Source organism: Paraburkholderia bryophila, from assembly GCF_013409255.1.
In the GTDB taxonomy this organism is placed as follows: domain Bacteria; phylum Pseudomonadota; class Gammaproteobacteria; order Burkholderiales; family Burkholderiaceae; genus Paraburkholderia.
This window is the reverse complement of the sequence record NZ_JACCAS010000001.1, coordinates 2,522,520-2,535,838: the sequence shown is the minus strand read 5'-3', so window position 1 is coordinate 2,535,838 and position 13,319 is coordinate 2,522,520. Positions and strand designations below refer to the sequence as shown.

Sequence of the window (13,319 nt, the reverse complement as noted above, 5' to 3'; positions counted from 1 at the left end):
GCAATGAACGTCGCGAAGAACGCCGCAGCGAATGCGGCAATCCACGCGTCAAACCAGCTCAACGCCCATCGCGGTCGCTTCGCCGCCGCCGATACACAGCGTCGCGACACCACGCTTCAGGCCGCGCTTCTTCAACGCGCCGATCAGCGTGACGAGAATCCGCGCGCCCGATGCGCCGATCGGATGCCCCAGCGCGCACGCGCCGCCGTTCACGTTGACCTTCTCGTGCGGCAGATGGTGTTCCTTCATCGCGGCCATCGTCACCACGGCGAACGCTTCGTTGACTTCGAACAGATCGACTTCTTCCGCGCGCCAGCCGTTCTTCTCGAACAGCTTGCGAATCGCGCCGACCGGCGCGGTGGTGAACTTCGCCGGCTCCTGCGCGAAGGTCGAGTGGCCGACCACGCGCGCGATCGGTTCGACGCCGAGGCGCTTCGCGGTCGACTCGCGCATCATCACGAGCGCGGCGGCGCCGTCGGAAATCGACGACGAATTCGCCGCCGTCACCGTGCCGGTTTTGCTGAACGCGGGCTTGAGCGTCGGGATCTTGTCGAGGTTCGCTTTGAACGGCTGCTCGTCGTGATCGACGGTTACTTCGCCTTTGCGGCTTTCCAGTTTCACCGGCGCGATTTCCCAGTCGAACGAACCGTCTTCGTTCGCGCGCTTCGCGCGGTTGAGCGACTCGATCGCGAACGCGTCTTGCGCCTCGCGCGTGAACTCGTACGAGCCCGCGCATTCCTCGGCGAAGGTGCCCATCAGACGGCCTTTTTCGTAGGCGTCTTCGAGGCCGTCGTAGAACATGTGATCGATCACCTGGCCGTGACCCATGCGCATGCCGCCGCGCGCCTTGGGCAACAGATACGGCGCGTTCGTCATGCTCTCCATGCCGCCCGCCACGATCACATCGACGGAACCCGCGGCCAGCATGTCGTGCGCGAACATCGCCGCGCGCATGCCAGAGCCGCACATCTTGTTGACGGTCGTGCTGCCAGTGCTCAACGGCAGGTGGGCGCCCAACGCGGCCTGCCGTGCCGGTGCCTGGCCGAGGCCGGCGGGCAGCACGCAGCCCATCACCACTTCGTCGATCTGCTCGGGCTTGAGGCCCGCGCGTTGCACCGCGGCTTCGATCGCGATCGAGCCGAGTTGCGGTGCGGTCAGCGACGCGAAGTCGCCCTGGAAAGCCGCCATCGGCGTGCGGGCTACGCCCACGATGACGATCGGATCGTTCTGCGTCGGGTTCATGTTTGTCTCACTCATGCTTGCCTCACTCATGTTTAAGCTCCTTGATCACACCTTCGACGATCGCCGGCACGTCGCCGAGCCGGGCCGCGTCGTTGTCTTCCTTGTACGCACCGCCGGCCGCGACGGCCGCGATGCAATCCTTGTAGGTCGCGTCGAGCGTGGCCGCGTCGCTGATCGCCATGCCGAGGTTGCGCACCTTGCCGTCGTGCACGCCATACACCCAGCCGTGCACGGTGAGTTCCTGACCGCGCGCCCACGCGTCGTTGACGATGGTGGTGCGGCACACGTTCATCACCTGTTCGATTGTGTTCAGTTCGACCAGACGACGGTGCCGCGCTTCGCCGAGCGGCCAGTTTTCGAGCAGCGCCGCATGCTTGCTGCGCACGTCCTGCACGTGATGCAGCCAGTTGTCCGCGAGACCCACGCGCCGGCCGTGCAGCGCCGCGCCGACGCCCGAGCAGCCATAGTGGCCGACCACCATGATGTGCTTGACCTTCAGCAGATCGACGGCGAACTGAATCACCGACAGACAGTTCAGATCGGTATGCACCACCACGTTGGCGATGTTTCTGTGCACGAACACTTCACCCGGCGGCAGGCCGATGATCTGGTTCGCCGGCACGCGCGAATCGGAGCAGCCGATCCACAGGTATTCAGGTGTTTGCTGATGCGCGAGACGCGAGAAATACTCGGGGTCTTCGGACAGCTTGCGGGTGACCCACGCGTCGTTGTTGTCGAAAAGATGCGCGAGCGGGTGAGTGGGCGGATTGGCTTTCGTGTTCATGGTGTGTCTGGGCGTTTGCTCGACCGATGGACCGGCCGGTGTCGTTGCATGAGGTTCGGACGAGGCATTCAGCGCGGCATACGGCGCGGCACTCAGCGCGTGCGTTTCACGCGGCGCGCACGCTGGGTTTGTCGGCTGAAGTATCCGGTGCGGCCGGCACGGACGAAGCCGCATCGGCGAAGCGTTCCGGATAGCGCACGCTAAAGCGCACGCTGTCTTCGTACGGGAAAAAGTCGGGCAGTTCGCCTTTCAGTAGATGATCCTTGTGCCGTTGCCACAGCGCGGGACCGAAGAAATCCGCGTGATGCTGCATGAAGGAACGGCGCACGCGTGGGTCGCCGAGCAGGAACGTGCCGTACGTCTCCGGGAAAATGTCGTGCGGGCCGACCGAGTACCACGGCTCGCCCGACATTTCGTCTTCTTCGTTACGTGGCGCCGGCACCGCGCGCACGTTGCAGTCAGTCAGATATTCGATTTCGTCGTAGTCGTAAAACACCACCCGGCCGTGACGCGTCACGCCGAAGTTTTTGTACAACATGTCGCCGGGGAAGATGTTGGCCTGCATCAGTTCCTTGATCGCATTGCCGTATTCCTTGATGCCGTGCTCGACATCCTGGTCGGTGCCGTTCTGCAGGAAGAGGTTGAGCGGCACCATGCGGCGCTCGATATACATGTGGCGAATCACCAGGTTGTCGCCGTCGTATTCGATCAGCGACGGCACTTCCTTTTCGAGTTCGCGCACGAGCGCTTCATCGAGCCGCGAACGCGGTAGCGCGACGCTCGAATATTCGAGCGTGTCGGCCATGCGGCCCAAACGGTCGTGCCGTTTGACGAGCTGATACTTCTCCTTGATCTGCGCGCGCGTGGTTTCCTTCGGCGGCGGGAAGTGGTCTTTGATCAGCTTGAACACATACGGGAACGACGGCAGCGTGAACACCAGCATGACGAGCCCCTTGATGCCGGGCGCGATGATGAACTGATCGCTCGAATGCGACAGGTGATGGAGCAGGTCGCGATAGAACAGATTCTTGCCCTGCTTTTGCAGACCCACCGACGTATAGATTTCCGCCTTCGGCTTGCCCGGCATGATGGTGCCGAGAAACTCCACATACGCAGATGGCACTTCCATATCGACCAGAAAGTACGAATGCGAAAAGCTGAAGATGATCAGCAACTGGTCGCGCTTGATGAGCACGGTGTCGAGTGCGAGCACGCCGGGCTTCACATGACGCAAGGGCACCGCGAACGGCAGCAGCAGATCGCCGTTGATGATCCGTCCGACGATATACGCCGACTTGTTCCGGTAGAACAGCGACGACAGCACGTGAATCTGGAAGTTGGGCGCTTCGTCGAACACACCGAACGCGTCGTGGATGGTCTGCATCACGCAGCTCACGTCGCGTTTCAGGTCTTCGAACGGCGGCTCAAGCTGGAAATTCGTGACGACGCGCTCGAGCGTGGCGGCCAGCCCGTCTTTGCCGGGGTAATACGCGCGATACGTCGGCTTCGCGGCCGGTTCGTCGTTCTCGATGTACTCGGTCGAAATCGCCGGTCGCACGAAGATGAAGTCGTTATTGAAGTACGAGCGGTGCAGGATCTTGCAGCACACGGAATTGAAGAACGTTTCCGCGCACTCGGGCTGACGGTGCGTGGTCAGCAGGCCGATGTAGTGCAGCTTGATCTGCTGCCAGACTTCGTCGTCGATATTCTCGGCGTCGTATTCGTCTTCGAGCAGTTCGACGCATTCCTCGACGCGCTCGTCGTACGAGGTAATGCGCTCGCGTGCGAGCTTTTGCAGGCCATGCCAGTCGGCCTTTTCGAACAGCGTCTTGGCGTGGATCGCGGCGTCGCGAAAGATCCGATAGTGCCGGTCGAATCCTTCGAGCATGGTCTGCGCGACGTCAAAGCCGATTTGCGACGACAGCAGTTTGGGGAAGTGATTCATGTCGACCGTGCATTCGCCTCATGTCGTGAAGACACCCAGGATTGTATCGTCCGGGTGGGCCCGCAACGCATCGCGCCGCTCATGCGTGCCTGGTTTCGCGTGTGCCGTTCTCCAGCAGCACGCGCGCCTGAGCTTCGTACTGCGCGAGGTCTTCGAGCGTTGCGTTCAGATCTTCCAGTTGACGTTCGAGCACATCGCGATGCCGCGCCACCGTGGCGAGGAACGCGTGCAATTGCGGCACGGTGTCGGTCGGCGATTCGTACACGTCGAGCAGATCGCGAATCTCCGACAACGTAAAGCCGAGCCGTTTGCCGCGCAGCGTGAGCTTCAGGCGCGTGCGGTCGCGGGCCGAGTAGACGCGCCGCAGACCGCTCGATCCTTCACGGCTCGGCGAGAGTAAACCCTGGTCTTCGTAGAAACGGATCGCGCGCGGCGTGACGTCGAATTCCCGTGCGAGCTCGGTGATCGTGAATTGCGTGTTCATCGGGGCATTCCGTGGCCGGGCAGAAAATCGGATTGGACGATAGAATCGACGTTTACGTTATCGTCAACTTGAGTTGAGCGCAACACCCGCAGGAACCTGGTAGAAACCCGGCAGTAACCCGGCAGCAAACACGGCGCACTACGGCACGAGCGTGCCGCAACCACGCCGTCCGGCATCGCACACCTCGCCATGCCGAACGGCCGACGGAGGAAGACACCCACAATGAATGCACTCGAACATCAACTCGACTACCCGTTCAACGACACGTTGCCGGACGCAGGCCGCGCGCTGGAAGTCGCGCCCGGCGTGTTCTGGCTACGCATGCCGCTGCCGTTCGCGCTGGACCACATCAACCTCTGGCTGCTGCGCGACGAGATCGATGGTCAGCAGGGCTGGACGGTGGTGGACTGCGGCATTACGTCGGACACGATCAAGGAGAACTGGGAGACCGTGTTCGAATCGGTGCTGGACGGACTGCCGGTGTTGCGCGTGATCGTCACGCATTGCCATCCGGACCACATCGGTCTCGCGCACTGGATTTGCACGGGCGGCGACAAACAGCGCTGGGACGTGCGGCTGTGGATGACCCTCGGCGAATACATGCAGGCACGCGTGATGGCGGCCGGCGACGGCTCCAACGCGGGCGGCGACGGCGCGGCTCGACACTTCGCGCGGCACGGCGTGACGGATCAAGAGTCGCTCGACAAACTGCGCAACCGCAAGAGCTATTACGCGAGTCTGGTGCCGGCGATTCCTGGGCAGTACCGGCGTTTGCGTGAAGCCGATGGCGTGAAGATCGGCGGTAAGACATGGCATGTGGTGACGGGTTTCGGTCATTCGCCGGAGCACTGCGCGCTGCATTGCGAAGAGACCGGTGTGCTGATTTCAGGCGACATGGTGCTGCCGCGAATTTCGACGAACGTGTCGGTTTTCGATATGGAGCCGGAGGGCACGCCGCTCGCGTTGTATCTTGAATCGCTCGGCCGCTACGAGACGATGCCGGAAGACACGCTGGTGTTGCCGTCGCATGGCAAACCGTTTCGCGGCGTGCGCACGCGTATCCGGCAGTTGCGCGAGCATCACGATGCGCGCCTGGCCGAAGTGCGCGAGGCTTGCGCGGAGAAACCGCAGAGCGCCGCGGATATCGTGCCGCTCATGTTCAAGCGCCAGCTCGATATCCATCAGATGACGTTTGCGATGGGCGAGGCGCTCGCGCATTTGCATCTGCTGTGGCTTGCGGGGGAGTTGAAGCGTGAACAGGGTGGGGATGGGGTGATCCGGTTTTCGCCGGTGTGATTGACTGGCATGCGTCGATGGCTGGGAGAAAAATAAGGCGCGGTCGTTCGCGCCTTATTGATTACCCTGCCTTCCAGGGCTCGGGCGACGTCAAACTTCCGGATCGCCGCCCGACCGGTCGCGCCATTTCGACCGTTTCATTTCGTCACGACACTCGATCAAGGCATCAATCAGCCGGTCCAAAGGGAGCTTGTAGAGTATCGCGCCGTCTGGCGTCGGACCGAAAAGTTCGACCTCAAGATTGTCCAACCCTTGTTCCCGGTTGACGACAACCACGGGATCGCTGTCCAGCAAAACCTCCAATGTCACGTGCTCGTATTCGAGTGGGGCGGACGACCAGACCAGTTCTAACTTGTCCACGTTTTGTGTCTTCATCGAGGGTTCCTTGGAATACGCAGGCGAACGCTGCGACTTGGTATTCGCGTAATGATGTGGTCCCGCGCCATTTCAGGTTGACTGAGACGTCTGCGCCCAGAGCTGAAACTTCCGAAGTTCCGATCCCGACCGCCAATAGAAAAAGCCCGGCGCTTTCGCAACCGGGCTTTTTCATTCGCCTCTGAAAACCAGCAGCCCTACTGCACCGCCACCGTCCCAAAGTTCTGCCGTCCAAACGGACTCACGTGATAGCCGCTCACATTCGTGCGCGTAATCGCCGACGCGGTCGGATACCCGAGCGGAATCCACAGTGCCTGATCGTGAATGATCTGCTGCGCCTGTTCATACGCTTTCGCGCGTTTGGCCTGATCCGGCGTCGACTTGCCGTCGGCGATCAGCTTGTCCAGATCCTGATCGCAGAAGCGCGCGAAGTTGATCCCCGACTTCACCGCATTGCAGCTAAACAGCGGCGACAGATAGTTGTCCGGGTCGCCGTTGTCGCCGGCCCAGCCCATGAACAGCGAATCATGCTGGCCTTGTTTAGCCTGCTTGATCAGCTCGCCCCATTCGATCACCTTCACCTCCGCCTTCACGCCGATCTTCGCGAAGTCCGCCTGCAGCAGTTCGGCGCCGGCCTTCGGATTCGGATTCAGCACACTGCCGTTCGGACGCACCCAGATCGTCGTTTCGAAGCCGTTCGGATAGCCCGCGTCGGCGAGCAGCTTCTTCGCCTTCACCGGGTCGTACGGCCACGGCTTCACCGCTTTGTCGTAGCTCCACGTGTTCGGCGGATACGGATTCACGGCCGGCGTCGCGGTGTTGTCGAACACGGCCTTCAGATACGTGGTGCGGTCGAACGCCATGTTCAGCGCGGCACGCACCTTCTGGTTGTCGAGCGGCTTCTTCTGCGTGTTCAACGCGACGAACGCCGTCATGAACGCGGGCGTTTGCACGATGGCGAGCGACTTGTCGGTTTTCGCGTCGGCGAGATCCTGCGGCTTCGGCGACAACGCGATCTGGCATTCGCCCGCTTTCACCTTCTGCGCACGCACCGTGGCGTCCGGCGTGATCGCGTAGATCAGGCGGTCGATCTTCGGTTTCGGCCCCCAGTAGGTCGGGTTCACGTCGTAACGGATCACCGCGTCTTTCGTGTAGCTCTTCAGCTCGAACGGACCGGTGCCGATCGGCTTCGCGTTCAGATCGACCTGCTTGCCGGCTTTGAGCAACTGGTCGGCGTATTCAGCCGAATAGATCGACGCGAAACCCATCGTCAGGATCGACACGAAGGTCGCGTCCGGCGCGTTCAGTTCGAACTTGACGGTGTTGTCGTCGACCTTGCTGACCGACTTGATCAGCTTCGGCAGGCCCATCGACTGCGCATGCGGGAAGCCGCTCGCGCCGGTTACCTTGTGCCACGGGTTGCTGTCGTTGAGCATGCGATCGAACGTGAAGACGACGTCGTCGGCGTTCAGCGCGCGAGTGGGCTTGAAGTAGTCGGTGGTCTGGAACTGCACGTTCGGACGCAGATGAAACGTGTAGGTGAGGCCGTCGGCGCTCACGTCCCACTTATCGGCCAGCGACGGCTCCACTTTCTTCGCGGCCTCGTCGTACGTGACCAGCGAGTTGAAGATCACGTCGGCCGACGCATTCGTCGTGACGAGCGAGTTGAACTGCACGACGTCGAAACCGTCAGGGCTCGACTCGGTACAGACAGTCAGCGGTTTGGCGAGCACGAGCGCGGGCGCCGTGAACAGTACGGCGGCTGCGAGCAGTTTGAAGCGCATAGGATCTCCCATAACAAGCGCAGTCAGGCAGTGCGTCTGGTTGTGTGGTTATGTTCCGTTGACGAGGGTGGCCGGCGTGGCCGCCGTCTTTATTGTGATACGTTTCCGGCGCTGGCGCATGACGCAAATAATGCCGCTGATGCGCGGGTGAGCCTGCGCGAAAGCTTATCGAAGGGTGGTTGCGGCGACAACAACTTAATCCGCATATCCATATGGAGCGGGCGATGCGCTGGGGTGCGCGAAGAGGTGACGCGTGCGGCGCCGGTTGCATCGGCCGCACGGGGTGATCGGTCTTACTCGGTGGCGGCGCGCGGTTTGCGCGGCGCGCGTTCGAACGCGCGGTCGTAGAGCCAGCGCGGCATGACATGCAGCAGCATCGCGACGATGCGCATCTGCCACGGGAACACCGCAAACGCCGTTTGACGTTCAACCGCGTTCGCTACCTTCACCGCGAAACGGTCGGCGTCCATCAGGAACGGCATGGTGTACGGATTGTGCTCGGTCATCGGCGTGCGGATATAGCCGGGCGCGATGGTGACCACGCCGACGCCCTGCGGCCGCATCTCGACGCGCAACGCCTCCAGATACTTGAGCGCCGCCGACTTCGACGCGCTATACGCGCCGGAGCCCGGCAAACCCCGCACGCTGGCGACGCTGGCAATCCCGACGAGGGTGCCTTTCTTCGCGGCGACCATGGCGGCGGCGAACGGCTCGAACGTGGCGACCATGCCGAAGTAATTGATGTCCATCACTTCGCGGAAGGTGCGCAGATCGCCGTGACCGGTGACCGCGCCGCGGCTGATGCCGGCATTGGCGATCACGACGTCCGGCAAGCCGTACTGCGCAATGAATTGTGCCGCCGCTTCGGCGAGCGCTTCGGCGTCGCGCACGTCGACGGAATAGACGGCGATCGAATTCTGCGGATGGGACTGCTGGAACGCAGCGAGGGCGTCGCCGCGACGGGCGACCAGGCCGAGAATCGCGCCGCGCTGCGCATATTCGGCAGCGAGGGCGAGGCCGATGCCACTCGAGGCGCCGGTAATGAAAACCTTCAGCGGTGAACTCATTCCGGCGCCTCGTCTTTACATCTTCTTGGCGCGGATTTGCGCGACCAGGTAGTCCAGCACCTGGATCGTGCCCGGCAGGCTGTTGGTCTGAGCCGGGCCGGTTTCATACTTGCCCTGAATGGCCAGCGTCGGCACACCGTCGATCTTGTAGTCGTTCATCAGCTTGGTGTCTTTCTGCAACGCGCTTTGCGTCGAGAACGAGTTGTACGCTTCCATGTACTTCTTCGGATCGACGCCGTTCTTCGCGAGGAATTTGGCCTGATCTTCCGGCGTCAGCAGATAGTCTTTGTTGACGTGGATTTCGTTGAAGACCTTCGGCGTGAGCGATTGCGCGAGGCCGAGTGCGTCGAGCGCGTGATACATCTTCGAATGCGGCACGAAGTCGTCGCGGAAGGCGACCGGCACGCGCTTGAACACGACGTCCGGACCTTGCTTCTTCGCCCATGCTTCGAGGTACGGGTTGAATTCGTTGCAGTGCGGGCAGCCGTACCAGAAGAACTCGGTGACTTCGATCTTGCCGGCCGGTTCGTCGGTCGGTTGCGGCGTGGCCAGCACGGTGTAGTCCTTGCCGGACACCGGCGCGGCCGGCGCCGCTTGAGCTGTGGCGGCAACGAGGCCCAGCGAGAGGAACAGAATGCTCAGCAGTTTTTTCATGTCGTGTTGACCCAGAGTAGGCGGTAAAGCGGCGGCGCCACGCGAATGCCCGTCACCGCTTTTCATTGTCGGCGTTGGGATGTCTTCAAACGTCCGTCGTGTTTGTGACACGCGCCGCACGCCGATGGTTCGGCGGCGGCGCGTTCCGGTAAATCACCGTGTATTTATGGTTGGCTTATTGCTTCGTGAAACGGATCACCGCGGTGTCGACGCCTGCGTCGGATAGACGCTGACGGCTCGAATTCATGTCCTCGAACTTCGAGAACGGTCCGATCCGCACGCGATAGTACGTCACACCGCCCGCATCGCGCTGCGTGACCTTCGATTCGAAGCCCTGGAACGCGAGGCGCGCGCGTTGCTGTTCGGCGTCGGCGGAGGTCTTGTACGCGCCCACTTGCAGGAAGTAGCCGGTGTTCGCGTCGCCCGGCGCCGGTGCCGACGTCGCGCCGGAACCCGGCTTGGCGTTGTTGGCCGTTGCCGTGCTGGGCGCCGGTGCGCTGGATGCCTGCGGCTTCTTGACCGGTGCGGTAGGCGTGCCGTTGCCGTTGTCCTGCGCGGGCTTCGGTGCGACTGCCGTGCCGTTCGGGTTGGCGTTGGCGTTAGTGCCGTTAGCAGGCGGCACTTCGACGATCTGCGGCTCTTCCAGCATGCCCGACTGCGTCTGCGAATTGGTCTGGCCCGGCGCGGTATTCGGCGGTGCCGGCTGCGCGGCTTGCGGCACCGGCTGGCCCGGCGTCTTGCCTTGCAGCGGACGGTTCGGATCGTATTGCGCCTGGCTCGCGCTGGTGTCTGACGCCGCGGGCGGCGCCACCTTCGAGACAAACGGCGTAGGCGCACGGGTGATATACAGCGCCACCACTACCGCGATCGCAAGGCCGACGATCAGGCCCAGCACGATGCCGAGAAAAGTGCCCCCGGTTTGTTTCGATTGCTTTGTTGTGCGGCGTGGTTTTGCCATCGTATGAATCACCTGCAAAAAGAATCCTGGAACGGCCGTCGATTATAACGACGGCCGCATGCATGTTACGGCGGAGGACTTACATCTTGACGGGAGCGGAGACGCCGATCGTCGCGAGACCGTTGGCCAGCACCTGACGCGTGGCCGCCAGCAGCGCGACGCGCGCGTTGCGCTCGGCCGCGTCGTCGACCAGCACGCGTTCGGCCCGGTCATTGTAGAACGAGTGGAATTCCCCGGCGAGGTCGCGCAGATAGAACGCGACCGCGTGCGGTGCGAGTTCGTCGGCGGCGTGTTGCAGCATGTCCGGGAATTCGGCGAGCTTGTTCAACAGCGCCATGGCGCGTTCGCTGGTGAGCGGGGAAACGTCCACCGACGCGAGCGTGGTTTCGTCCGTGTTGTAGCGCGACTTGCATTCGGCGAGCACCGAGCAGATGCGCGCGTGTGCGTACTGCACGTAATGCACGGGGTTTTCGTCGTTCTGCTTCAGCGCGAGGTCGATGTCGAACACGAATTCCGTATCCGCCTTGCGCGAGATCAGGAAGAAGCGCACGGCGTCGCGGCCGCGGCGAATCGTTTCTTCGTCGATCAGGTCGACGGCGGTTTCCGAGCCCGGCGTCGCGCCGCCCGACCATTCGATCAGGTCGCGCACCGTCACGTAGCTGCCGGCGCGCTTGGAGATTTTCACCTCTTCGCCGTTGCGCATGACCGTGACCATCTTGTGCAGGATGTAGTCGGGATAGCCCTTCGGAATGCCGATGCCCAACCCTTGCAAGCCGGCGCGCACCCGCGCGATCGTGCCGTGGTGGTCCGAACCCTGGACGTTGATGACCTTGGTGAATCCGCGTTCCCACTTGGCGACGTGATAGGCGACGTCCGGCACGAAGTAGGTGTACGTGCCGTCGGTCTTGCGCATCACGCGGTCTTTGTCGTCGCCGTCGTCCGTGGTGCGCAGCCACAGCGCGCCTTCCTGCTCGTAGGTCTTGCCGGCGGCGACCAGCGCCTCGACCGTCTTTTCGACCCGGCCTTCCGTGTACAGCGACGACTCCAGATAGTACTGGTCGAACTTCACGCCGAACGCCTGCAAATCCATGTCCTGCTCGCGGCGCAGATACGCCACCGCGAAACGGCGGATCGCTTCGAAATCTTCGACGTCGCGCGCGCCGGTCACCGGCTCGCCGTCGCTCGCGGCCACCGTGGCGCCGGCCAGATAGTCTTTGGCGATTTCGGCGATGTACTCGCCGTTGTAGGCCGAAGCCGGCCAGCCCGCGTCGCCGGGGGCGATGCCGCGGGCGCGTGCCTGGGTGGACAGCGCGAGCGTCTGGATCTGCACGCCGGCGTCGTTGTAGTAGAACTCGCGGTGCACGTCCCAGCCTTGCGAGGCCAGCACGTTCGACAGCGCGTCGCCGAGCGCGGCCTGGCGGCCATGGCCGACGTGCAGCGGGCCGGTTGGGTTGGCCGACACGAATTCGATCAGCACGTGCTTGCCGGCGTCGCGCTGCGATTGGCCGAACGCGGCCTGCTCGGCGAACACGGCGGCGATCACCGCCTGCTTCGCGGCGGCGGCCAGATGCAGGTTGATGAAGCCGGGGCCGGCCACTTCAGCGGCTTCGACGAGACCCTGAGCGAGCGGCTGCGCGAGCAGCGCGTCGACGATCTGTTGTGCGAGCTGGCGCGGGTTGGCGCGCAGCGGCTTGGCGAGCTGCATGGCCACGTTGCACGCGACGTCGCCGTGCGCGGCGACCTTGGGGCGTTCCAGCGTGATGGTGGGCGACACGAAAGCGGCTTCGGTCGCGCCTTGCGAGGCTTCAGCGACCTGCTTTACCGTGTCGGCGAGCAGGGTTTCGAGGGTCTGTTTGTGTGCAGGCAGCATGCTTGTTGCGAGTCCAGTGAGGCAATCCGGTGATGCGGAAGAGGCGTCGGCCGTGCCCGTGCAGCAGGCGCAGCCGGTCCGTCAGAAGCGTGGAAAGCGGCGCGGCGCCCGTTGCGGCAATTCGGTCGCTTCGGCTGCGCGGTCAGGCACGTTGCCTGCAACGTAGTCAGGCATGATGCGCAGCGGTTCGCAGCGGTTCGCAGCGGTTCGCGGCGGGTTGACCGGCACGACCGGCGAGGCAGGCAGCGGCAACGCGCGGGTGCCAGTTGACCGATCGAGCCACGTTCACCGTACCCGTCCGTGCGCGGCCAGACGCGGCGCGCTTTTCCGTTCAGAGGGATTTTAGCAGGTGCTAATATGTTCAATGAGATGCCCAGCAAGGGCCGTGGCCGCCGCGCCTGATTGGCGAGTCAACGTAACGCGCGCTGGCGCCGCTTTCGAGCCGCCGGCACGCCAATCCAACATAACCAAAAAAGGGAACAGTCATGCTGATTACTTTCAAATGCCGCGCCGCGCCAGACGTCATGATGCTGGAGAATCTTGCCCAGTATCTGGTCGGTATCGTCGGCAAACGCCTGGGTGAACGCGGCGTCATTACGCACGACGAACTCGGTGTGGCCATCGGCAAACTCGAAGCCGCCATCAACGTTGACAAGCAGGAACGCGCCGAACACGACGGCCATTTCCACGAAGGCGAAGACGGTCACGAGCATCACGAGATTCCGCCGGGACTCGCGCAACGCGCGTATCCGTTCCTCGACATGCTGCGCGCGGCGCAGAAGGAAAACGCGGATATCGTCTGGGGTCTGTAAAGTCCACGCGGCGGCGTGGCCAGCTCAGCGGGCCAGGCGTGCGCCGCG

The 13,319-nt window shown here is 62.9% G+C and carries 12 protein-coding genes; 2 read left to right on the top strand and 10 right to left on the bottom strand.

Annotation, left to right across the window (positions count from 1 at the left end):
* Positions 1-48: 48 nt before the first annotated feature.
* The 4 genes from GGD40_RS11260 to GGD40_RS11245 form a co-directional block, all read right to left on the bottom strand.
* Positions 49-1,257 (bottom strand): acetyl-CoA C-acetyltransferase, encoded by a 1,209-nt coding sequence (locus tag GGD40_RS11260; RefSeq protein ID WP_035562473.1) that lies wholly within the window; start codon positions 1,255-1,257, stop codon positions 49-51.
* A 7-nt stretch (positions 1,258-1,264) separates the two neighbouring features.
* On the bottom strand, positions 1,265-2,026 hold the full coding sequence (gene can, locus GGD40_RS11255) for a carbonate dehydratase (protein WP_179707166.1): 762 nt from the start codon (positions 2,024-2,026) through the stop codon (positions 1,265-1,267).
* 106 nt (positions 2,027-2,132) lie between these two features.
* Positions 2,133-3,971: a bifunctional isocitrate dehydrogenase kinase/phosphatase gene (gene aceK / locus GGD40_RS11250; RefSeq protein ID WP_179743744.1), complete on the bottom strand. Its 1,839-nt coding sequence runs from the start codon at positions 3,969-3,971 to the stop codon at positions 2,133-2,135.
* Positions 3,972-4,050: 79 nt separating this feature from the next.
* Entirely contained in the window at positions 4,051-4,455 is a 405-nt protein-coding gene (locus GGD40_RS11245; protein WP_035553825.1) for a MerR family transcriptional regulator, read from the bottom strand.
* Between the two features lie 222 nt (positions 4,456-4,677).
* Here GGD40_RS11245 and GGD40_RS11240 point away from each other — a divergent pair, with 222 nt between their 5' ends.
* Positions 4,678-5,751, top strand: coding sequence for an MBL fold metallo-hydrolase (locus GGD40_RS11240; protein WP_179743743.1), 1,074 nt, complete (start codon positions 4,678-4,680; stop codon positions 5,749-5,751).
* Between the two features lie 90 nt (positions 5,752-5,841).
* Here GGD40_RS11240 and GGD40_RS11235 read toward each other — a convergent pair whose 3' ends face one another.
* The 6 genes from GGD40_RS11235 to argS form a co-directional block, all read right to left on the bottom strand.
* A complete protein-coding gene (locus GGD40_RS11235; RefSeq protein ID WP_179707160.1) occupies positions 5,842-6,126 on the bottom strand; it encodes a hypothetical protein in 285 nt (94 codons plus the stop codon).
* A gap of 197 nt (positions 6,127-6,323) precedes the next feature.
* Positions 6,324-7,910 (bottom strand): ABC transporter substrate-binding protein, encoded by a 1,587-nt coding sequence (locus GGD40_RS11230; protein ID WP_179707156.1) that lies wholly within the window; start codon positions 7,908-7,910, stop codon positions 6,324-6,326.
* 293 nt (positions 7,911-8,203) lie between these two features.
* Entirely contained in the window at positions 8,204-8,977 is a 774-nt protein-coding gene (locus GGD40_RS11225; protein ID WP_179707154.1) for an SDR family oxidoreductase, read from the bottom strand.
* A 15-nt stretch (positions 8,978-8,992) separates the two neighbouring features.
* Positions 8,993-9,631 carry a thiol:disulfide interchange protein DsbA/DsbL gene (locus tag GGD40_RS11220; protein WP_179707152.1) on the bottom strand — a complete coding sequence of 213 codons (639 nt, stop codon included), beginning with the start codon at positions 9,629-9,631 and terminating at the stop codon, positions 8,993-8,995.
* A gap of 175 nt (positions 9,632-9,806) precedes the next feature.
* Positions 9,807-10,607 (bottom strand): SPOR domain-containing protein, encoded by an 801-nt coding sequence (locus GGD40_RS11215; RefSeq protein WP_179743742.1) that lies wholly within the window; start codon positions 10,605-10,607, stop codon positions 9,807-9,809.
* 61 nt (positions 10,608-10,668) lie between these two features.
* Positions 10,669-12,459, bottom strand: coding sequence for an arginine--tRNA ligase (gene argS / locus GGD40_RS11210; protein ID WP_179743741.1), 1,791 nt, complete (start codon positions 12,457-12,459; stop codon positions 10,669-10,671).
* Between the two features lie 485 nt (positions 12,460-12,944).
* Here argS and GGD40_RS11205 point away from each other — a divergent pair, with 485 nt between their 5' ends.
* Positions 12,945-13,271 (top strand): DUF1840 domain-containing protein, encoded by a 327-nt coding sequence (locus tag GGD40_RS11205; RefSeq protein ID WP_035553813.1) that lies wholly within the window; start codon positions 12,945-12,947, stop codon positions 13,269-13,271.
* Positions 13,272-13,319: the final 48 nt, after the last annotated feature.

Coding starts and splice junctions, on each gene's coding strand:
- GGD40_RS11235 (WP_179707160.1), bottom strand. CDS start 6,126: ATGAAGACACAAAACGTGGACAAGTTAGAACTGGTCTGGTCGTCCGCC.
- aceK (WP_179743744.1), bottom strand. CDS start 3,971: ATGAATCACTTCCCCAAACTGCTGTCGTCGCAAATCGGCTTTGACGTC.
- GGD40_RS11220 (WP_179707152.1), bottom strand. CDS start 9,631: ATGAAAAAACTGCTGAGCATTCTGTTCCTCTCGCTGGGCCTCGTTGCC.
- GGD40_RS11230 (WP_179707156.1), bottom strand. CDS start 7,910: ATGCGCTTCAAACTGCTCGCAGCCGCCGTACTGTTCACGGCGCCCGCG.
- GGD40_RS11205 (WP_035553813.1), top strand. CDS start 12,945: ATGCTGATTACTTTCAAATGCCGCGCCGCGCCAGACGTCATGATGCTG.
- GGD40_RS11240 (WP_179743743.1), top strand. CDS start 4,678: ATGAATGCACTCGAACATCAACTCGACTACCCGTTCAACGACACGTTG.
- GGD40_RS11225 (WP_179707154.1), bottom strand. CDS start 8,977: ATGAGTTCACCGCTGAAGGTTTTCATTACCGGCGCCTCGAGTGGCATC.
- can (WP_179707166.1), bottom strand. CDS start 2,026: ATGAACACGAAAGCCAATCCGCCCACTCACCCGCTCGCGCATCTTTTC.
- GGD40_RS11245 (WP_035553825.1), bottom strand. CDS start 4,455: ATGAACACGCAATTCACGATCACCGAGCTCGCACGGGAATTCGACGTC.
- GGD40_RS11260 (WP_035562473.1), bottom strand. CDS start 1,257: ATGAGTGAGACAAACATGAACCCGACGCAGAACGATCCGATCGTCATC.
- argS (WP_179743741.1), bottom strand. CDS start 12,459: ATGCTGCCTGCACACAAACAGACCCTCGAAACCCTGCTCGCCGACACG.